19 protein-coding genes are annotated in these 19,034 nt (G+C 65.3%); 10 read left to right on the top strand and 9 right to left on the bottom strand.

Translation table 11 applies throughout. The annotated features are described in order from the left end of the window. Positions 1-330: 330 nt before the first annotated feature. Positions 331-1,545, bottom strand: a complete 1,215-nt coding sequence (locus AC1DZY_RS25085) for an NADP-dependent isocitrate dehydrogenase (RefSeq protein ID WP_476822879.1) — start codon at positions 1,543-1,545, stop codon at positions 331-333. A gap of 507 nt (positions 1,546-2,052) precedes the next feature. Here AC1DZY_RS25085 and AC1DZY_RS25080 point away from each other — a divergent pair. Both AC1DZY_RS25080 and AC1DZY_RS25075 read left to right on the top strand, forming a co-directional pair. Further along, a complete protein-coding gene (locus AC1DZY_RS25080) occupies positions 2,053-2,676 on the top strand; it encodes a hypothetical protein (RefSeq protein WP_476822878.1) in 624 nt (207 codons plus the stop codon). A 130-nt stretch (positions 2,677-2,806) separates the two neighbouring features. Then, positions 2,807-3,280 (top strand): hypothetical protein, encoded by a 474-nt coding sequence (locus AC1DZY_RS25075; RefSeq protein WP_476822877.1) that lies wholly within the window; start codon positions 2,807-2,809, stop codon positions 3,278-3,280. Between the two features lie 49 nt (positions 3,281-3,329). Here AC1DZY_RS25075 and AC1DZY_RS25070 read toward each other — a convergent pair whose 3' ends face one another. Beyond that, a complete protein-coding gene (locus AC1DZY_RS25070) occupies positions 3,330-3,737 on the bottom strand; it encodes a flagellar assembly protein FliX (RefSeq protein WP_476822876.1) in 408 nt (135 codons plus the stop codon). A 228-nt stretch (positions 3,738-3,965) separates the two neighbouring features. On the opposite strand from AC1DZY_RS25070, the gene AC1DZY_RS25065 reads away from it, so the two are divergent. From AC1DZY_RS25065 to flaF, 8 genes are all read left to right on the top strand, one after another. Next, a complete protein-coding gene (locus tag AC1DZY_RS25065) occupies positions 3,966-5,099 on the top strand; it encodes a flagellar basal body P-ring protein FlgI (RefSeq protein ID WP_476822875.1) in 1,134 nt (377 codons plus the stop codon). After that, the gene (locus AC1DZY_RS25060; protein WP_476822874.1) at positions 5,099-5,491 is read left to right on the top strand and encodes a rod-binding protein; all 393 of its coding nucleotides are present in this window, start codon (positions 5,099-5,101) and stop codon (positions 5,489-5,491) included. Before AC1DZY_RS25065 ends, AC1DZY_RS25060 begins: the two co-directional genes overlap by 1 nt. Further along, positions 5,478-5,966, top strand: coding sequence for a hypothetical protein (locus tag AC1DZY_RS25055; protein ID WP_476822873.1), 489 nt, complete (start codon positions 5,478-5,480; stop codon positions 5,964-5,966). The genes AC1DZY_RS25060 and AC1DZY_RS25055 overlap by 14 nt, the downstream gene beginning before the upstream one ends. Positions 5,967-6,217: 251 nt before the next feature. Beyond that, on the top strand, positions 6,218-6,568 hold the full coding sequence (locus AC1DZY_RS25050; RefSeq protein ID WP_476822872.1) for a hypothetical protein: 351 nt from the start codon (positions 6,218-6,220) through the stop codon (positions 6,566-6,568). Positions 6,569-6,815: 247 nt separating this feature from the next. Next, positions 6,816-8,129 (top strand): flagellin N-terminal helical domain-containing protein, encoded by a 1,314-nt coding sequence (locus AC1DZY_RS25045; RefSeq protein WP_476822871.1) that lies wholly within the window; start codon positions 6,816-6,818, stop codon positions 8,127-8,129. Between the two features lie 192 nt (positions 8,130-8,321). Next, positions 8,322-9,638: a flagellin N-terminal helical domain-containing protein gene (locus tag AC1DZY_RS25040; protein WP_476822870.1), complete on the top strand. Its 1,317-nt coding sequence runs from the start codon at positions 8,322-8,324 to the stop codon at positions 9,636-9,638. 47 nt (positions 9,639-9,685) lie between these two features. Further along, positions 9,686-10,078 carry a flagellar biosynthesis repressor FlbT gene (gene flbT / locus AC1DZY_RS25035; RefSeq protein WP_476822869.1) on the top strand — a complete coding sequence of 131 codons (393 nt, stop codon included), beginning with the start codon at positions 9,686-9,688 and terminating at the stop codon, positions 10,076-10,078. Then, the gene (gene flaF / locus AC1DZY_RS25030; RefSeq protein WP_476822868.1) at positions 10,062-10,433 is read left to right on the top strand and encodes a flagellar biosynthesis regulator FlaF; all 372 of its coding nucleotides are present in this window, start codon (positions 10,062-10,064) and stop codon (positions 10,431-10,433) included. The genes flbT and flaF overlap by 17 nt, the downstream gene beginning before the upstream one ends. Before the next feature lie 86 nt (positions 10,434-10,519). Here the strand turns inward: flaF and AC1DZY_RS25025 are convergent, their stop codons facing one another. The 7 genes from AC1DZY_RS25025 to AC1DZY_RS24995 form a co-directional block, all read right to left on the bottom strand. After that, positions 10,520-12,046, bottom strand: a complete 1,527-nt coding sequence (locus AC1DZY_RS25025) for a hypothetical protein (protein WP_476822867.1) — start codon at positions 12,044-12,046, stop codon at positions 10,520-10,522. Positions 12,047-12,058: 12 nt separating this feature from the next. After that, complete coding sequence (flgK, locus tag AC1DZY_RS25020; protein ID WP_476822866.1) at positions 12,059-13,933, bottom strand: flagellar hook-associated protein FlgK; 1,875 nt, start codon at positions 13,931-13,933, stop codon at positions 12,059-12,061. Between the two features lie 59 nt (positions 13,934-13,992). Beyond that, a complete protein-coding gene (locus AC1DZY_RS25015; protein WP_476822865.1) occupies positions 13,993-15,393 on the bottom strand; it encodes a flagellar hook protein FlgE in 1,401 nt (466 codons plus the stop codon). 179 nt (positions 15,394-15,572) lie between these two features. After that, entirely contained in the window at positions 15,573-16,580 is a 1,008-nt protein-coding gene (locus AC1DZY_RS25010) for a YcjF family protein (RefSeq protein WP_476822864.1), read from the bottom strand. Between the two features lie 16 nt (positions 16,581-16,596). Next, positions 16,597-18,042: a YcjX family GTP-binding protein gene (locus tag AC1DZY_RS25005; protein WP_476822863.1), complete on the bottom strand. Its 1,446-nt coding sequence runs from the start codon at positions 18,040-18,042 to the stop codon at positions 16,597-16,599. A gap of 13 nt (positions 18,043-18,055) precedes the next feature. After that, positions 18,056-18,571 (bottom strand): SixA phosphatase family protein, encoded by a 516-nt coding sequence (locus AC1DZY_RS25000; RefSeq protein ID WP_476822862.1) that lies wholly within the window; start codon positions 18,569-18,571, stop codon positions 18,056-18,058. A 76-nt stretch (positions 18,572-18,647) separates the two neighbouring features. Then, on the bottom strand, positions 18,648-19,013 hold the full coding sequence (locus AC1DZY_RS24995; RefSeq protein WP_476822861.1) for a hypothetical protein: 366 nt from the start codon (positions 19,011-19,013) through the stop codon (positions 18,648-18,650). Positions 19,014-19,034: the final 21 nt, after the last annotated feature.

The raw sequence follows: 19,034 nt of genomic DNA, 5'->3' as shown, positions 1-19,034 counted from the left end.
CCTCGGAACCACCACCGTCATCCCGGGCTTGACCCGGGATCCATCATAGAGCGCCGCCAGTGCCCTATGATGGATCCCGGATCGGCGCGGCTTCGCGCTTGTCCGGGACGACGGCGCGGTTGGGTACGAGTCACTGGCGTCAAACGTCCGACCCCTCACCCAGCCCTCTCCCTCCGGGAGAGGGTTCCACGCGCCTGCTGGAGTTCGGGCGCCGGCACGCTCGCTTCAACCGCGTGCTCGCACGTGTCCCCGCAACACCCCCGCTCGCCCCCACGAAAAGCCCGGCCGTCGCCGGCCGGGCTCTTGTCGTCACGGCAAAAACGAAACCGCTCAGGCGGCCATCGCCTTGCGCATGTTGTCGCTGACCTTCTCGAGGAAGCCGGTGGTCGAGAGCCACTTCTGCTCGGCGCCGACCAGCAGCGCCAGATCCTTGGTCATGTCGCCGGCCTCGACCGTGTCGACCGTGATCTTCTCCAGCAGCAGCGCGAACTTGGCCAGTTCGGCATTGCCGTCGAGCTTGGCGCGGTGGGACAGGCCGCGTGTCCAGGCGAAGATCGAGGCGATCGAGTTGGTCGAGGTCTCCTTGCCCTTCTGGTGCTCGCGGTAGTGGCGCGTCACCGTGCCGTGCGCTGCTTCCGCCTCGACGGTCTTGCCGTCCGGCGTCATCAGCACCGAGGTCATCAGGCCAAGCGAGCCAAACCCTTGAGCCACCGTGTCGGACTGCACGTCGCCATCGTAGTTCTTGCAGGCCCAGACATAGCCGCCCGACCACTTCATGGCGGAGGCCACCATGTCGTCGATCAGGCGGTGCTCATAGGTGATGCAGAGGGTGTCGAACTGCGCCTTGAACTCGGCCTGGTAGATCTCCTCGAAGATGTCCTTGAAGCGCCCGTCATAGGTCTTGAGGATGGTGTTCTTGGTCGAGAGATAGACCGGGTATTTGCGGATCAGGCCATAGTTCAGCGAGGCCCGGGCGAAATCCCGGATCGACTCGTCGAGATTGTACATCGCCATGGCGACGCCGGCCTCGGGGGCCTTGAAGACCTCCTTCTCGATCACCGCGCCATCCTCGCCGACGAACTTGATCGAGAGCGTGCCCTTGCCGGGGAACTTGAAGTCGGTGGCGCGGTACTGGTCGCCATAGGCGTGGCGGCCGATCACGATCGGCTGGGTCCAGCCCGGCACCAGGCGCGGCACATTCTTGCAGATGATCGGCTCGCGGAAGATGACGCCGCCGAGGATGTTGCGGATCGTGCCGTTGGGCGACTTCCACATCGATTTGAGGTTGAATTCCTTCACGCGGCCCTCATCGGGCGTGATCGTCGCGCATTTCACGGCGACGCCGTGCTTCTTGGTGGCGTTGGCGGCGTCGATCGTGACCTGGTCGTCGGTGGCGTCGCGGTTCTCGACCGAAAGGTCGTAATAGTCGAGTTCGAGGTCGAGATAGGGGAAGATCAGCGTGTCCTTGATCTTCTGCCAGATGATGCGGGTCATCTCGTCGCCGTCCATATCGACGACCGGATTGGCGACCTTGATCTTGCTCATGTGAAACGACCCCTGCTGCTCGTCAGACTGGAACGGTTCCGACCTGCGACAGCGACGCCGCAGGTGGGTTGGCCGCTTCCTAGCGGGTTCCGTGCCAAGGGGGAAGCGCGGCTTTTGGGCGAGGGCCACCATCGCCGCGTTCGGACGCAGCCCGGCACATCATCCTCTACAGCCGACAGTGCCGGCCTCGTCTGCCGCCATGACAACCCCCTGCTCCCAAATTCGCTCTCGTGACCGGCGGTGCGCGTGGCACCGGCGCGATCCTGCCCGTCGCTCGCGGCATCTGGCCGTCTGAGGCTGGCCGGGCTAACCTCACGAAAACCCAGCCGCGCCAACGCGCTGGCGCGATTTCCGGAATCAGCCGGACAACCGCGTGATTCAGGACTTCAACGCGGGGGAAATGCCGCGCTCGCTACAGTACGAACGGTCTCGGCGCGGACTACGCCGACCAGTTCCTCCGCTGAGGTCCATCTCGCATCGCAGTTCCAGCCGAGGGAGGAACCCGGAATGCCGTTGCCGTCCAGAACCGCTGCGCCGACGCGCCGCGCGATCCTCGCCGCCATCGCGCTGGCGAGCGCCAGCACGTCAACCCGCTCCGCCGAAGCGGTCGATCGCCTCGGCGTTCCCGGCCCGTTGCGCTTTGGCGATACGGGCTATCTGCTCGCCTGGAGTTCGCATCCGACCGCGACCTACTACAAGCAGGAGTACCTTCCGGCCGGCGAGACCAGCGACAGTTATGCCAGGATGCTGATCATCGAGTTGGTGGACGCCGGCGCGAGCGTCGAAAGCGCTCTTGCGGCGCAAATCCGGACGCTGAACCAGCGCAAGGGCCGGGATCCGATTGCAAAATTCGAGGTTTTGCAGAACCGCCAGACCGGTGAAGCCCTGCTCGATTTCCTGGTCAGCGACCGCAACGCCAAAGGCGTCGAGATCGCCGAATGGAACGCCTATCGCTATGTGCCGCGCAGGAACGCGGCCGGCGGGACGGGTGTGATGCTGTTCGCGATCAGCCATCGCGCTTACGGCGACGCCGCCATCCGCGATTTCCTGATCCGGTTGAAGACGTTCCGCCCCGCGGAGATCAATCGCATCGCGCAGCAAGCATCACCGGTGGTGCGAACGGCGAAGTAGGCATAGCGTAGAACATCGTTTTCAGTGCATTCAACTCACAGTCCCGCAAAATCGCATCACCGGCCTTTGGCGCTGAGAAGGCTAAAATATCGGCGATAATACGAGCCGGCAGTATCAGGGTCGAATTCAGATGATTTCCGTACCGCTCATTGCGCTACCGACAACGTCAGCTAAGCGGGCCCAGATTGCGGGATTGACGCTTTATCATCTCACGCCCAGGGCCAATCTGGAAAAGATACTTCAAGGCAAGGTCGAGCCCACGACCAGCGTTGGAGAAAACTACAATGTACGCCTGCTCGCCAAGACCGGCTGGAGCATCACGCCGTTGAGACTGTTCAGGGACTATTCCGTGCTGGACACGGACCTCTTTAACGTCACCAGCGGCGGCGATTTTTTGTATTTTTTCGTCGGAAAACCGAACTGGTGGGCTCTGTTAAAGAACGTTCAGAAGCTCAACTGGGACAAGGCGGAGAACGAATTTGGCGTCATTCGCGTCCATGGTTCTCAACTCGTCGCGCAGGATCGCCCGCTTTTCTTCCGAGGAGACGATAGCGTCATTGTCACCCGTGGAGAATACAATGGTCCAGCCCACGTCAACGTGTGATTGAGCGGTCGCGTCGGTTCGCGTTTCCACCGAGTGCGACTCGTGACGTCTACCGCCCGAGCTTGGCGATCTCGACGGCCGCGCGCAGCTCGATATGGGCGAGAACATCGTCGAGGCGCGGATCGTCGGTGACCTCGCGCCGCAGCGCGAGCGTGTCCTTCAGCCGCTCAAGCTCGGAAAGCTGGACGCGGCCCGAGAGCAGCGCTGCTTTCAGCCTGTCGAGCCCGTCGAGCAGATCGTGCCCGCGCTTGGCCTGGCGCTTCTTGCGCTCATGGGGTTCCTCATAGGCCTGCACGGCGATGAGGGTGTCGAGTCCGCTGGTCGTCGCAACCGCCTGTCCACGCGCCGGCGTCGCCGCCTGCTTGGTGGGAAGGGTGAACGCCGCCCCCCCTGCCCGCCGCGCGGTATTGGCCGGGCCGGTATTGGTGACGGGCGCGCGCTGGTCGATCCGGATCATGGCGGCCTCTGGAGATGTGACTGAAGACTAGGGCGTCGCGTGGTTAACAGCCGGTAAATTGCCCGGCAGAAACTGCCGGCCCGGCAGGATCGGCCACGTCATTTCCCGTGGTCCGAAGCTGACCGCAATTCTTAAACAACTGCAAAATAACGGCTTTCAACTTGTCGATGTCTGGCACGGGGATCGCAGGGCGTCAGATGCTAGCCTTGTCCTCATGCCGGTGCATTCATGCTTCGCCTGCCCACCCTTTCCTCCCTGCTGACGCCGCTGGCCGCGCTGCTGGCGCTCGGCGTCGTGATGGCGGCTGGTCCCGCTGAGGCGCTCTCGCGCATCAAGGACCTCGCCTCGGTGGAAGGCGTGCGCAGCAACCAGATCCTCGGCTACGGCATCGTCGTCGGCCTCAACGGCACCGGCGACACGCTGAACAACGCGCCCTTCACCAAACAGTCGCTGACCGCCATGCTGGAGCGACTCGGCGTCAACACGCGCGGCGCCAACATGCGCACCGCCAACGTCGCCGCCGTTATGGTCACCGCCAACCTGCCGCCCTTCGCCACGCAGGGCACACGTCTCGACATCACCGTCTCGGCGCTGGGCGACGCAAAATCGCTTCAGGGTGGCACGTTGCTGGCGACGCCGCTGCTCGGCGCCGATGGCGAGGTCTACGCCGTCTCGCAAGGGTCGGTCGCGATCGCAGGCTTCTCGGCCGAGGCTGAGGCGGCCAAGGTGACGCGCGGCGTCCCCACCGTCGGGCGCATCGCCAATGGCGGCCTCGTCGAGCGCGAGATCGATTTCGCGCTGAACAAGCTCAAGACGCTGCGGCTGTCCCTGCGCAATCCCGACCTGACCACGGCGCGCCGCATGGCGTCGGCCATCAACGATTTCCTCGGCGGCGACACGGCCGAGCCGACCGACCCCTCGACCGTCGTGCTGCAGATCCCGGCGCGCTTCCAGGGCAACATGATCCGCCTGCTCACCGACATCGAGCAGCTCAGGATCGAGCCCGACCAGCTCGCCCGTATCGTCATCGACGAGCGCTCCGGCATCATCGTCATGGGCAAGGACGTCCGCGTCTCCACCGTGGCCGTGGCGCAGGGCAACCTGACCGTCACGATCAGCGAGCAGCCGCAGGTCAGCCAGCCCGAAGCGCTGAGCCGCGGCCAGACCACGGTGACGCCGCGCAGCAACGTCAAGGTCGACACCGAAGGCGGCAACAAGCTCGCCCTCGTCCGCGAGAGCGTGACGCTGGCCGAACTCGTCGACGGGCTGAACGCGCTCGGCATCGGCCCGCGCGACCTGATCTCCATTCTCCAGGCCATCAAGACCGCAGGCGCCCTGCAGGCCGAAATCGAGGTGATGTGATGACCGCAGCGCTCGCCCTCCCCGCCGCGAAGCTCGCCCTCAACGCCGCCGGAAGCGTTCTCGACAGCGTCAAGAACGCGCTCGATCCGGCAAAGGCCAAGGCGAAAAAGCAGGCCGACGATTTCGAGACCGTCTTCCTCGAGCAGGTTACCGAACGCCTGTTCCAGACGCCCGAAGGCGCCGAGGGCCCGCTCGGCGAGAACGGCACCGGCGGCGGCATCTACAAATCGCAGCTGACGCAGCAATACGCCAAGCAGATTCAGCGCGCCGGCGGCATCGGCCTGTCCGACCAGATCCTGCGCGACCTGCTGCGCGTGCAGGAACAGACCAGCCCGGCGCAGGCAGCCGGTGCCACAGCGCAGGCCACCGGAGCGGTCAATGTCGGTCGCTAGGCGCATTCTCGACGAGCGGCCGCGCATCGCCAACACGCTGGAAGCGCGCGCGCTGATAGAGGCCGTGCTCGAAGCGCTGGGCTCGCTGTCCCATCTCGTCGGCGAGGAGACGCAACTGGTTCGCGCCGGGCGGCTGGCCGACGCGATGGCGCGCGAGCCGCGCAAGGCCGAGCTTGCCGGCATCTATATGCGCGGTGTCGAGCAGGTGAAGCTCAACGCCGTCGCGCTGGCGCGCTTCGCGCCCGACCAGGTCAAGCGCCTCAAGGCGGCCCATGTCGATTTCCAGACCCTGATCGACACCAACCAGATCGTGCTGGCGACAGCGCGCGCGGTTTCGGAGTCGATCGTGCGCGATCTCGCCACCGACGCCAACAAATCGTCTCGCGTCGCAGGCTACGGCCCCGCAGCGACTGTCGGCGCGGGCGCCTTTAGCCGGCCCAATGCTGGCCCGCTCGTGGTTTCGCGCCGGCTCTGACTCGATAATTGCGCGATCCGTCAATATTTACCTAATTCCCTTACGCCGGATTCAATCTTTTCTGGGATGTTACGTTAGGTGATCGAGCTAGGACACGCCCGATCGTAACGTATCAGGCGGCGCAATGCGGCCGTCGCAGGCTCCAGAAGGAGTGAAACATGGATTTCGGCACTCCGGCCAAGGCGCCCACCATAGGCAGCGCTGCCCCGCCGCCTCGCGCGGACATTGTCGCCACGCGCGGCAGCATCTCCGTGGAGCTTCCCCCCGAGAAGACCGTCCAGTCGGCCAGGGCCGGCGATGCGGTCAAGCTCGATGTCCGTGCGCAAGATCGCGATGCCGACACCGATGCGCCGGAAAGACAGCAGGTCGCCGCCAAGCTCCAGAGCGAACCGAACCTGCGCGATGTGATCCAGCGCCGTCTCCTGATCGAGCCGGAGACCCGCACCATCGTGCTGCGCAAGACGAACACTCAGACCGGCGAGACGACCGAACTCGTCCCCGACGAGGCCACGCTGAAACTGCGGCTCTATAATCGCCAGCTCGCCGAGCGGGCTCGCGCGGCGAGCGAGATCTCGTCGCGCTACATCGAACGATCCGCCTGAAGCCCCGATGGCCGGGATCTTATGAAACAGCCCCGGCCTTCGCCGGGGCTGTTTGCATTCCAGCCTGGGCAGTCGTGCAGCGCCCAATTCTTAGGCAGCGCTTAACCATGCCAGCGCTTGCAGACGGACGGCTGCAATTCGAGCGCCGAAATTTACGGCTTGTTACGGGGTCCGGGCCGAGGGTCTGCGGGTCGAGGCCAGAATGGCCCGACGCCAGAAGGCATCATACCAGAAGGGTATAAGTTCCATGTCGACCATCTCGCTTTCCTCGGGCGTTCGCAGCGCTCTTGCTTCGCTCGCTTCCACCAAGGCCGACTCGGCTCAGTCGCAGTACCGTCTCGCCACCGGCAAGAAGGTCAACTCGGCCGTCGACGATCCGGTTAACTTCTTCACCGCCGTCGGCCTGAACGACCGCGCCAGCCAGCTCACCAAAAACCTCGACGGCATTTCGAACGGCATCCAGACCATCACCGCCGCTTCGCAGGGCCTCGATTCGATCACCAAGCTGGTGTCGACGCTGCAGTCCACCATCAAGCAGGCTCAGGCCGATGCCGCCGCCAACCGCCCCACAAAGGCTGGCACGGCTCTGTCGACGGCTGCTGAAGCGGCCCTGACCGGCAAGAGCATCAAGGACACGACACTCGACAAGGTCGTGACCGGCGCTGCTGCTGCCACTGCGACGGCCTCGACGGTCGGTTCGCTCGGCCTCGATACGACCACCAACACCAACGTTGCGCTCTCGATCACCGCCGGCAACACCACCTTCACGGCGGCGCTGACCCCGGGCTTCACGGTTCGTGACCTCGTCAACACGATCAACACCTCCGGCATCGCGACCGCTTCGGTCGACGACGCAGGCAAGCTGAACGTGACCGGCGCCGGCTCGAACACCCTGCAGATCGGTCTCGGCAGCGGCACCACCGCGGCTCTGGCCGTGACCGACGCCCAGTCGGCCGCTCCGGACGGCAACGTTCTGGTCGGCCTCGGCGCCACCGACTACTCCACGGGTATCTCGGCCTCGGGCAACTCGACCGTCCGCTCGAACCTCACCAACCAGTTCAACGACCTGCGCACGCAGATCGATCAGCTGGCCAAGGATGCCGGTTTCAACGGCAAGAACCTGCTGGCGGGCGACAAGCTCTCGGTCATCTTCAACGAAAAGACCGGCTCCAGCCAGTCCAAGTTGGATGTCCAGGGCCAGACCGTGACCGCTGCCAACTTCGGCATCGACACGGCCGTCAGCGGCAGCGCCACGACCGGCCAGTTCAATATCCAGGACGACGCCTCTCTGGCCACCGCCTCCGACAACCTGACGAACGTGCTCACCTCGATCCGTTCGATCTCGTCGTCGCTGGGCGCGAGCCTCTCGACGGTTCAGACCCGCCAGGACTTCACCAAGAACCTGGCCAACACCCTGACCGCCGGCGCCGACAACCTGGTCCAGGCCGACACCAACGACGAAGCTGCCAAGCTTCTCGCTCTCCAGACCCGCCAGCAGCTCTCGCAGACGGCTCTGTCTCTCTCCAACCAGGCCGACCAGGCGATCCTGCGTCTGTTCTGATCCTTCGTCCGCAGAAGCGGAGTTCCCTGCAGAACGCGGGGCGAATCTAGAGGAAAACGGCGGAGCGCAGGCTCCGCCGTTTTTCGTTGCCGGCTTTGCGCCGGGATTAACCAATTATTATCCTTAACAAGGAATTATCGCTTCAGATCAACCGGGCAAACGCCGAATCGCGCGTTCAAGGGGACTTAAGCGATGGCCAACACGATTCTCACCAGCGGCGTCCGCAACAACCTGCTGACCCTTCAGCAGACCCGGACCGAGCAATCCGCCGTCCAGAACCGCCTGTCGACCGGCAAGAAGGTCAACTCGGCGATCGACAACCCGGTCAACTTCTTCACGGCCGCCGGCCTGAACGACCGCGGCAGCCAGCTGACCGGCCTGCTCGACGGCATCTCGAACGGCATTCAGACCATCACCTCGGCGTCGCAGGGCGTGGATGCGATCACCAAGCTGGTTCAGTCGCTGCAATCGACCATCAAGCAGGCCCAGGCCGACGCCGCCGCCAACCGCCCGACAAAGGCCGGCACGGCGCTCTCGACGCTCGCTGAATCGACCCTGACCGGCAAGAGCATCAAGGATACGACGCTCGACAAGATCGTCACCGGCGCTGCCGCCGTGACCGCGACGGCCTCGACGGTCGGTTCGCTGGGCCTCGACACCACGACCAACACCAACGTCGCGCTTTCGATCACAGCCGGCAACACCACCTTCACGGCGGCGCTGACGCCCGGCTTCACGCTGCGCGACCTCGTCAACACGATCAACACCTCGGGCATCGCCAATGCCTCGATCGACGACGCCGGCAAGCTGAACGTCACCGGCGCTGGCTCATCGACCCTCAAGATCGGTCTCGGCACCGGCACCACTGCCGCCCTCGCCACGACCAACGCCCAGTCCAACGCGCCCAACGGCAACGTGCTGGTCGGCCTCGCCGCCACCGACTACTCGACGGGCATCTCCGCGACCGGCAACTCGACCGTCCGTTCGAACCTGATCAACCAGTTCAACGACCTGCGCACGCAGATCGATCAGCTCGCCAAGGACGCCGGCTACAACGGCAAGAACCTGCTGACCGGCGACAAGCTCTCGATCATCTTCAACGAGAAGACCGGCACCAATCAGTCCAAGCTCGACATTCTCGGCCAGACTATCACGGCCGCCAATCTCGGCATCGACACGGCTGTCAGCGGCACGGCGACCACCGGCCAGTTCAACATCCAGGACGACACCAGCCTGAATGGCGCAGCAGATACGCTGACCAGCGCCCTGGCCTCGCTGCGTTCGATCTCGTCGACTCTCGGCTCCAACCTCTCGGTGGTGCAGACGCGCCAGGACTTCACCAAGAACCTGGTCAACACGCTGACGACCGGCGCCGACAACCTCGTGCTCGCGGACTCCAACGAGGAAGGCGCCAAGCTGCTCGCCCTCAACACCCGCCAGCAGCTCTCGCAGACGGCCCTGTCGCTCGCCAACCAGGCCGATCAGGGCGTGCTGCGGCTCTTCCAGTAAGCCGCAGACGCTTTTCCACACTTCCCCAGCCAGAAGGCAGGATAGACATGGCACTCAAGGTCGAGCTCAAGCCCAAAGAGCGCATCATCATCGGCCAGGTGGTGATCCGCAACGACGAGCAGCGCACGCGCTTCTTCATCGAGGGCGACGCTCCGATCCTGCGCGAAAAAGACATCCTGACCGGCCCCACGGCCGACAGCCCGGCCAAGAAGATCTATCTCGCCATCCAGTTGATGTATCTGGCGCAAGATCCGACGCACGAGCACGACATCTATTTCGAGCTGGTGCGCGAGTTCGTGCAGGCGGCGCCGAGCGCCCTGCCCCTGATTCACGAGATCAATAACCGCATCTTAAGCAGCGATCTCTATAAAGCTCTCAAGGCTGCAAAAAAGCTGATCGCCTACGAAGCGGAACTCATCGAGAATGCAACACGGGTTTAACGCGTACGCCTCCGCCGCCAAGACGGTCCAAGCCTCCGTCTCCCCCCGCGAACTCGAAGCCTCCCTGCTGATCAAGGCCGCCATAAGGCTGCAATCGATCGCCGACGACTGGGCCATGCGCGAGCGCGAGCTCGACGATGCGCTGAGCTACAATCGCAAACTCTGGACGCTGCTGGTTTCGGCCGTGATCGCCGAGGACAATCCGCTGCCCGTCGCGATCAAGCAGAACATCCTCAGCCTCGCGAATTTCATCTTCAACCACACCTTCCGCATCGCGGCCCAGCCTGCGCCCGAGCCGCTGCGCGCGCTGATCGACATCAACCGCGACATCGCGGCGGGCCTGCGCGGGCGCTGAAGGCGTCCACGAGACGATCTCCCAATACACAAAAGGGCGTCGCCATGACATGGCGACGCCCTTTTGATTTCGGCGATACTCTCAGTCTACAGGAAATTCGTCAGCGAAAGCTTCGACAGGATCGAAGTCGTCTGGTAGCTCGCCTGCAACCGGTTCTGGATCGCCAGGATCTGGACGGCGACATCCTCCGTCGAGACGTTCTCGACGCCCGCCAGCGTCGTCTCCAGATAGTTCTTGGTGGCCTCGTGGCGCTCCTTGGCGCGCGCGAGCGAATTCTGGGAGGTGCCGAGCTCGGTGATGATCTCGACCGGCTTCTGCACCGCGCCGCCGAAGCCCAGCTTGTCCTGGACGCGCTCGGCCAGCGCCTCGTAGCGCGCCTGCGAATTGGTGTCGTTGGCGTCGAAGGTCTCGACCGCCAGCACGCCGAAGCTGGCGAGGCCGACCCGGAAGGCCTCCTCATTGGCGCGCGCGCCGGTGGCCACGACCTGCCCCTTGTCGACCTGGACCGTCGAGGTCGAACGCGCCGGGCTCGTCGCCTCGCTGGCGTCGTCGCCCTGATACCAGATCACCGTATTGGCGGCCGTGCCGGCGGCAGGCGCTGCCGTCGCGGTCGCGAATGAGGGCCCGGGCACGCGCACGGGCGGATTGCTCAGGCTGCCGGCGAAGAAATCATTCGCTGCGACCGTCGCCGATGCCGCCGAGAGCGTGGTTTTGGCCTCCGTGTCGAGCGCGGCCGTGATCGTCGCGCGCAGGTTTGCAGCCGTGGTGTTGACGTCGGGGCCGATCACAAAGCTGTCGCTGGCCGAGCCGTTCGTACCGGCCGCACGCGCCGTCAGCGTGATCTCCTCGCTGGTGCCGTCGGGCAAGGCGAGCTTGATGCGCAGATTCTCGCCCGGCAGCGGCTGGCCGACGACGTTGACCGCAATGTCGGCAGGCGGACCAGCGGTATAGGTCGGAACCAGCGCCGCCGAGGTCGTAGATGCCGCCGTCAACTTGAAGCCATAGGGGTGGACGGTCGCCTCTTCGGAAAGCGTCGCGCTCGCACCCGTGCCGCCGGCGATCAATCGTCCGAGCCCGAGCGTACCGAGATCGGCCTGCTTGCGCTCGTCGATCAGCTGCTTCAGCCCGGCACGGCCGGCGCCGTCGCCGTTGATGATGTCGGAAAAGCCGACGATCGGCTGCGTGTCGCTGGTCTTGCCGGAGAACAGGTAGCGCCCGTTGACATTGGTGTTGAGCAGATCGAGCGTTTGCTTGAACTTCTCTTCCGCGAGGACTTGCGGCGCCGAGCGCCCGCTGGCGCTGGGAACATAGCTGTTGGGCCGCACATCGTTCTTGGTCTCGTTGGTCAACGTCTGGAACGTCTCGACGGCATTCGTCGAGAGCTTCAGATTGACGCTGGCGAGCGAGATCCCAGAGAGCCAGGAATCGATCGACGAGACCTTGGCGTTGAGGTCGAGGCTGGTGCGCCGGTCGATACCGAGGTCGCCATAGGTCTCGCTGCGCTTCTGCGTCGTGAGCTGGCGCTGCAGGTCGTCGAGCTGGCTGCGCGTCGAGACGAATTCGTTGGGCTTTGCCGAGCGATAGGCGCCGGTGCCATAGGAAGAGATCGTCATCTATGTCGTCCTCTAGACGCGCAGCAGCACGTCCATCATCTCCTTGACGGTGGAGATGATGCGCGCATTGGCGGCGTAGGCGGTCTGTAACTCGATCAGCGTCGACATTTCCTGGTCGACATTGACCTTGGCGCTGTCCTGGAAGCGGCTCTGGATCGAGGCCAGCGCGACCTGCTGGCCCTCGTTGAGGCGCTTGGCGGCCTCGACCGCCTGCCCCTGCGAGGAGACGACGCGCTGGACGAAGTTCGAGACCGAATTGGTCGTTGTCGCCGTCGAGCCGTCGAGCGCCGAGGCGTTGGTGAAGGCGCGCTGGCTCGTCGTCAGGCGCGCCAGCAACAGCGCCGGCCGGGTCGTGTCGCCCTGGGCGGTGGCCGGCGCGGTGTCGAACACCACGAGCCGCGAGCGGTCGGCGATCAGGCCGGGATTGACCACGATGCGGCCGGCATAGCCCGTCACCTGGGAGCCGTTCTCAAACGATCCGGTATAGGCGGCATTGCCGCGCCCACCATCGACGAAGAAGGGCAGCTCGGCCGAGCCGCCAGCCGAGGCAAGGCTGGTGTTGCTGGGCCGCGCGGTCAGCCCGATGACGTCGCGCGTGGCTCCCGCGCCATCATCGACGATGCGCAGCACGGAGCCAGTGTTCGAGACGGTGAAGCCGGACCCGACCGCAGCCTGGATCTGGGTCGCGACGGAGGCCGGGCCGCCGGAGAAATCGATGCCGATGACGCGGTTGTTCGCATCGCCGCTGGCCGAGGCCGGCAGCGGCAGCGACGCGCCCGATTCGACGCGCACGAAGGTGAAGCGCTGCTGCGTGCCGCCCGGCGTCGCCTTGTAGTCGAGCGTGACGCTGTTGCCCGATTGCAGGCCAGTCAGATCGACATCGAAGCCGGTCGCCGCGCCGGCTGTGACGGCTGTGCCCGAGACTTCCCTGTCCGAGAGCGCGCTGGAAAGCTGCGCCGCGATCTCGTCTAGCTGCGCCTGCGCCTGCACCAGCGTCTTGTCGCGCAGTTCGACATAGGCCGCGATCTCGCCGGAGCGGAATGTCTTGTTGGCGATCGCGTCGGTCTTGTTGCCGTTGCCGTCGGTCAGCGTGATCGTGCCGACGCCGCGCAGGGCCGGGTTGGCGCTCCACTGCGATTGCGCATCGAGCCCCGCGCGCTCGTCGAAACCGAAGGTCACGGCGGGGCGGCCGTCGAAGATCTGGGCGCCCGAGCCGGTGACGATGCTCAGGGAACCGCGCGCATCCTCGCTGGTCTTGATGTCGACATACTGCGAGAGCTCGGCAACGGCGCGGTCGCGCTGGTCCTTGAGCTCGGCATTGGCGTCGTCATTGGGACTGCCGACGATGCGGGCATTGATGTTCGTCAACGAATTCAGGAGCTCGTTGACCTTGGTCACCGCGTTGGCGATGCCGGCCTCGGACTGCGAACGCAGGGTCTGGACCCCGTCCGACAGGCCGTTCAGCCTGCTGGCAAGCTGCGTGGCCGAATCGAGCACGCTCGAACGCAGGCTGTAGGACGAGGGATCGTTCTTCAGCGCCTGGAGCGAGCTGGTGAAGCTGTTGTAGACCGAATCGAGCGCGGTCGTGCTGCCGGGCGCGCCATAGAGCTGGTCGAGCCCCGACAGGACGCTGGACCGCGTCGAGGTGTAGGCCGCGCCCGAGGTTTCCTGCCAGAGCTGGCGCTGCACGATAGTGTCGAGCAGGCGCTGGACCTGGTTCGACGTCGTGCTGACGCCATTGCCGCTCAGCGTGTCCGACGTCGTGACCTGACGGCGGACATAGCCGGCCTTGTCGGCATTGGCGACGTTTTGAGAGACGACGCCGATGCCGATCTGGGTGGCCTGGAGGCCCGAAATCGCGGTGCCCAGGGATGTGCTGAGGCCCATCGTCAACTCCTGTCGTCAACCGCGACCCGTTCTGGGCCGCGTCGAACCTTTCGTGCCGCTCAGCGGATGATGGCGAACACGTCGCGCAGCATGTCCTGCGCCGTGGTGATCACCTTGGTGTTGGCCGAATAGGCCTGCTGCGTGACGATCATCTTCGAGAACTCGTCGGCGATATCGGTATTGGACTGCTCGACATTGCCGCCGATGAGCTGCGAGGTTCCAAGGCCGATGATCGGCGCGCCCGATTCGATGGTTTCCTCGAAAGCGCCGCCGTCGAGCCGCTTCAGGGCGTTGCCGGCGTTGAAGCGGGCGACCGAAAGCTGCGCCAGCGCCACGACCTGGCCGTTGCTGAAGGTGCCGATCACCTGGCCCTCGCCCGAGACCGAGACGCGGTCGAGCGTGCCGGCGGTGTAGCCGTCCTGACGGATGCTGCGGGCGTCGATCTGGCCGCTGACATCGCCGTTCTGGGTGAGGCCGTTGCCGCCCGTGGTCAGGTTGATGCCGGTGATGGTCGTGCCGGCGATCGTCATGGTCGGCAGCAGGATGCTGCCGCCAGCCGGCGCCGTGAGCTGGCCGGTGGGTCCGAAGGTGATCGCCTGGTTGGTGTTGCGATAGGCCACCGCCGCGCCAGTCGCGCCGGTGTTCTCGGCGACGAACAGGTTCCAGGTGTCGGCGACCGCCGGGGGGCCGGCCGAGACGTTGGCCGTCTTGGCCCAGCGCAGCTCGACGCTGGTCGCCTTGCCGAGCTGGTCATAGACCGTGACCGAACCGCCGGGGATCGACTGGCTCAGGAAGTTGGTCAGGTCGCTGCCGACGACGGTGCCGGTGCCGGTCGGCGTGGCGCGCGGATCGGCGCCGGGATAGTCGCCGGGCGCCTGCAGCAGCTCGGAGCCGGGAATGGTCTTGTCGGCCTCGGTCGTGCCGGGGAAGGCCGGGATGTTCGCGCGGTACTCGATCGAGGTCGTCGCCTTCGCCGGGAACTGCTCCTTGGTGATGCGCAGCACCTCGGGCTGGGTTCCGATCAGCTGGCCGGTCACGGTGTCGATCTTCAGGCCCTTGAGGTAGTAGCCCGCGCCGTTGACGAGGTAGCCGTTGGCGTCGAAGTCGAAATCGCCGCGCCGTGTGTAGAGGTTGCTGTTGGCGAACTGGGTGTTGGCCCCGAGGCCGCTTGCCCGCTGATCGACGACGAAGAAGCCGTCGCCATTGATCGCCGCGTTGGTGTCGATGCGGGTGGCCGAGAGGTCGCCCTGGATCGTGTTGGTCGCCTTGCTGTAGGCCGCGACCGAGCCCGCGATCTCGCGGTTCAGCGCCGAGTCGGGGATCAGGTCGGAGAAGGTCGTGTCGACCCGCTTGAAGCCCGCGGTTCTGGAGTTCGCGATGTTGCCCGAGATGTTCTCCAGCGCATAGGACTGCGCCTGAAGGCCCGACACCGCCGTCGTCAATGCACTGAAAACACCCATGGCAACCCTCAACCTCGACCGGCGCCCAACAGGCGGCCCACAACATCGAGGCTGGCTTTGCACGGCCTGTGCCATGCAGTCGGGCGTTTTATTTCAGCAGGTTAGATGGTTTCCGAAGCGTTGCGCAGCGTTTTCGACCGGGCAGATTCGATCCCGTCCGGCAGAAACTGCCGGGTCGTTCAGGTCTGGGCCGGCGTTGCACGCCACGATGTCAGGTCGCTTGCGACGTCCGACGGGGTCGGCGGCTGCGCCTCGATGAAGGGCAATGGCCGACAGACCGCAAGCGCCGCAAGCCCGATGCGCGCGGTCAGGAGACCGTTCAGCACGCCCTCGCCGAGCTTGGCCGAAAGCTTCGCGGCAAGCCCCTGCCCCAGCACCTGCTGGATGACGGCGTCGCCCGCCGCGATGCCGCCCGTGACGACGAGATGGCCGAGCACCTGCCGCGCCAGCCGGATCAGCCCGAGCGTGCCCGGCCGCCCGGCATAGATGCCGGCGATCGTCCGCAACAACCTGGCGCAGGCGACGAGCACGAAGAGAACATCGACCAGCGCACGCGGGCTCACCGCGGTGACCAGCGAGACGCGCCGCGCCGCGTTGGCGATCTGCGCCTGCGCGGCAGCGTCGAGTGGGGTCATCAGGCTGCGCTCGGCGATGGCGAGCACATCGCGCGCGGCGAAGAGCTGCGGCAATGCTTCCTCCAGCGCGGCACGGCCCGCCGCCGTTTCCGGGCGCGCCGCATAGAGCGCCTTGAGTTCGCCGGCCAACGCCTTGGCGTCGTCTGCGCTGCCTCTGCCCAGCAGCACCGTCGCCCGCAACCGCAGCGCCTCCACCTTGCGCTCGCGCAGGATGTCGCGCAGCACGCGGCCAAGCATGACGAGAAGCGCGAAAGCCGCGATGCCGGCGCAGACCAGCGCCGCATAGCCCAGCGCCGGATTTTGCGTCATCAGCGCCGTGATCGTATTCTCAGTCCAGACGCCGATGGCGAGCGTCAGGAACCCCGTCAGGCCGGCGACGAAGACGCTGCCCCAGGAGAAGCGCCGCCGCGCGACCGGCACAACGGCCGGCTCCACCGCATCGACCGGCTCGGCCTCCGGCAGGATGGCGACATCGCCCCGGCGAGACGCCGTCTCGCCGATGATATCGGCGCTCGCCTGATCGAGGCGCACGGCGCGCGGAGCCTTGTTCATGAGAGCACGACCTCCATCACGCCAGCCTGTCGCCGATCAGGAATTCCAGCGCCCGGTCGAGCCGGATCTGCGGCGGCGGCCGGGTTCGCCCGCCGGCATCGGCTTCGACGAGCGGCGGCCGGAAGCGCGGCGCGCGAATCTGCCAGCGTGCGCCCTGATCGAACACCGCTTCGGGCCGTTCCGGCAGCTCGCCCGGAAAGATCGCAGCCTCGCCGATCCCGTCGAAAATCTCGCCGCCGACCTCTTCACCGGCTTCGGGCACGCCCGCGATCGCTGGCAACTCGTCGCGGCCCTGCTTGATGCGGACCTCGCGCGTCGCGCGCACGGCGGCCAGCGCCATGGTCTCGACCTGCGCACCCGCCCCCTGTGCTCGAATCGATGCGCGCGCGACGAGATGGCTCATCACCGCCGCAAGCCGATCATGGCTGCTGTGGTGGATATGGTCGGCCTTGGTCGCCGCGAACAGAACGCGCTCGATGCGCGGCGCAAACAGGCTCGACAGCCACGAGTTGCGCCCGACCTGAAACGCCGCCAGCGCCTGCCCCAGCGCGGTCTCCAGATCGGCCAGCGCCGGCGCGCCGGCGTCGAGCGCAGCCAGCGCATCGACCAGCACGATCTGCCGGTCGAGACGCGCGAAATGATCGCGAAAGAACGGCGTCACCACGACGCGCTTATACGCCTCGAAGCGCTCGGCCATCAGCCCGGCCAGCGTGCCCGGACCCGGTTCGGTGTCGTGAACGAGGTCGAGCGGCGCAAACGTCAGCGCTGGCGAGCCCTCGAGATCGCCCGGCATCAGGAAGCGCCCGGGCGGCGTCACCGCGACGGCTTCCGGATCGGCGCGCAGCCTTGCCAGATAGTCCTTGAAGATGTCGCTGGCGGCCTCCGCCGAAAGCTCGTCGGCCGGCCCCGCCGGATCGCGCGTCGCAAGATCGGCGAGCCAGCGCGACGCCACTTCGCGGCGATGGGCCTTGCGCGCATCGGCGACCGCCTGCGCTGACCACGCCTTGTAGTCCTGCCCGATCAGCGCGAGGTCGAGCAGCCATTCGCCGGGATAATCGACGATGTCGAGCGTCAGCGTCGCCGGCCCCTTGAACCATCCGGCGGCACGTTCGTAGTCGATCTCGACGCGCAATTCCGAGATACGCCGCGTCGATTCGGGCCAGCGCCGCTCCGGGCCGTTCAGCGCCGCGCGATGCGCCTCATAGGGAAAGCGCGGGATCGCCGGGTCGGGCTGCGGCACGAGGCGGACGCGCGCGATCCGGCCTTGCGCCTGCGCCTTCAGCACCGGCAGCTTCGCGCCCTCGATCAGGTTCTGGATCAGCGCCGTGGTGAAGACCGTCTTGCCCGAGCGCGACAGCCCGGTGACGCCGAGCCGCAGGCGCGGCCGCGCCAGACCAAGCAGGCTGTCGCCGAAGGCAAGCGCGGCGTTGCGGGCGTCGTCGAGATAGGAGGGCTGGCTCAACGGATCGCGCCGATCACTCGTCGGGGCCTTCGCCGAGCGACGCGGGAGTCACAAACCTGTCGAGCCGGCCGCCCCGGGCCGCGAGATCGCGCCAGTCCTCGATGGCGAAATCGAGCACGGCGAGCCCGCAGGTGGGATATTTCTCGCTCATCCGCACTGACGCGTAGCGGTCGCCATGCCCGGTCAGCAGCGCCGCCAGTTCCTCGAAACCGGGATTGTGGCCGATCATCAGCAGCGAGCGAACCTGCGGCTCGGTCTCCTGCACGACATGCAGCAGCCGCTCGGTCTTGGCCTCGTAGATGCGCGGCTCGACATGGGTTCCCGGCTTTTCGGGCAACATCGCCTCGACCAGCTCCCAGGTCTCCAGCGTGCGCCGCGCCGGCGAGATCAGCACGAGATCGGGCAGCAGCAGTTCCTCGGCGAGATAGCGCCCCATCACGGGCGCCGCCTCCCGGCCGCGCACGGCAAGCGGGCGCTCGCGATCCGCCATGCCGGTCGGCCAGTTCGATTTTGCGTGGCGGAGCAGCATCAGGCGTCGCATGCTGGCAACCTAGTGCTGGAGCCGCGATTTTGCGAGATCAATGGCTCGCTGAAAGCACCATAACTTAGATTCTTCTCTTTTTATCAGCGCGTAGGCTTCCCAAAAAATTCTGAACCTCTTCAAAATTCATACGCTCGGCGCTCCAATTTTTGTCCTGCAAAACGTCTTCATCAGCCAGTATTTTGTGATTTCTCCCGTTAAACGCGCCATAAATAGGAATTGGATATTGCTGATCGACCTCGTCATATTCGATTCGATAATGCGGTATTTTGCCTGAACCCAGTATGCCTATTCGTACATAGGCGGTTCTAGCCTTTTTTCGGCATTCATGCATGTGATGAAACACACCGATTACATAGTTCTCACGAGATAATAAAGTTCCAGAAAGATCGCTTATTTTTGAATTCTTTTCGATGGCGGATTTTGACATGAATGAACCTCCGATACCTCA

It is taken from the genome of Allobosea sp. P2_A10 (assembly GCF_056405115.1).
This window is presented reverse-complemented; position numbering and strand designations above follow the sequence as displayed.

Coding starts and splice junctions, on each gene's coding strand:
- AC1DZY_RS24995 (WP_476822861.1), bottom strand. CDS start 19,013: ATGTCAAAATCCGCCATCGAAAAGAATTCAAAAATAAGCGATCTTTCT.
- AC1DZY_RS25065 (WP_476822875.1), top strand. CDS start 3,966: ATGCTTCGCCTGCCCACCCTTTCCTCCCTGCTGACGCCGCTGGCCGCG.
- flbT (WP_476822869.1), top strand. CDS start 9,686: ATGGCACTCAAGGTCGAGCTCAAGCCCAAAGAGCGCATCATCATCGGC.
- AC1DZY_RS25070 (WP_476822876.1), bottom strand. CDS start 3,737: ATGATCCGGATCGACCAGCGCGCGCCCGTCACCAATACCGGCCCGGCC.
- AC1DZY_RS25045 (WP_476822871.1), top strand. CDS start 6,816: ATGTCGACCATCTCGCTTTCCTCGGGCGTTCGCAGCGCTCTTGCTTCG.
- AC1DZY_RS25000 (WP_476822862.1), bottom strand. CDS start 18,571: ATGCTGCTCCGCCACGCAAAATCGAACTGGCCGACCGGCATGGCGGAT.
- AC1DZY_RS25040 (WP_476822870.1), top strand. CDS start 8,322: ATGGCCAACACGATTCTCACCAGCGGCGTCCGCAACAACCTGCTGACC.
- flaF (WP_476822868.1), top strand. CDS start 10,062: ATGCAACACGGGTTTAACGCGTACGCCTCCGCCGCCAAGACGGTCCAA.
- AC1DZY_RS25015 (WP_476822865.1), bottom strand. CDS start 15,393: ATGGGTGTTTTCAGTGCATTGACGACGGCGGTGTCGGGCCTTCAGGCG.
- AC1DZY_RS25085 (WP_476822879.1), bottom strand. CDS start 1,545: ATGAGCAAGATCAAGGTCGCCAATCCGGTCGTCGATATGGACGGCGAC.
- flgK (WP_476822866.1), bottom strand. CDS start 13,933: ATGGGCCTCAGCACATCCCTGGGCACCGCGATTTCGGGCCTCCAGGCC.
- AC1DZY_RS25080 (WP_476822878.1), top strand. CDS start 2,053: ATGCCGTTGCCGTCCAGAACCGCTGCGCCGACGCGCCGCGCGATCCTC.
- AC1DZY_RS25025 (WP_476822867.1), bottom strand. CDS start 12,046: ATGACGATCTCTTCCTATGGCACCGGCGCCTATCGCTCGGCAAAGCCC.
- AC1DZY_RS25060 (WP_476822874.1), top strand. CDS start 5,099: ATGACCGCAGCGCTCGCCCTCCCCGCCGCGAAGCTCGCCCTCAACGCC.
- AC1DZY_RS25010 (WP_476822864.1), bottom strand. CDS start 16,580: ATGAACAAGGCTCCGCGCGCCGTGCGCCTCGATCAGGCGAGCGCCGAT.
- AC1DZY_RS25055 (WP_476822873.1), top strand. CDS start 5,478: ATGTCGGTCGCTAGGCGCATTCTCGACGAGCGGCCGCGCATCGCCAAC.
- AC1DZY_RS25075 (WP_476822877.1), top strand. CDS start 2,807: ATGATTTCCGTACCGCTCATTGCGCTACCGACAACGTCAGCTAAGCGG.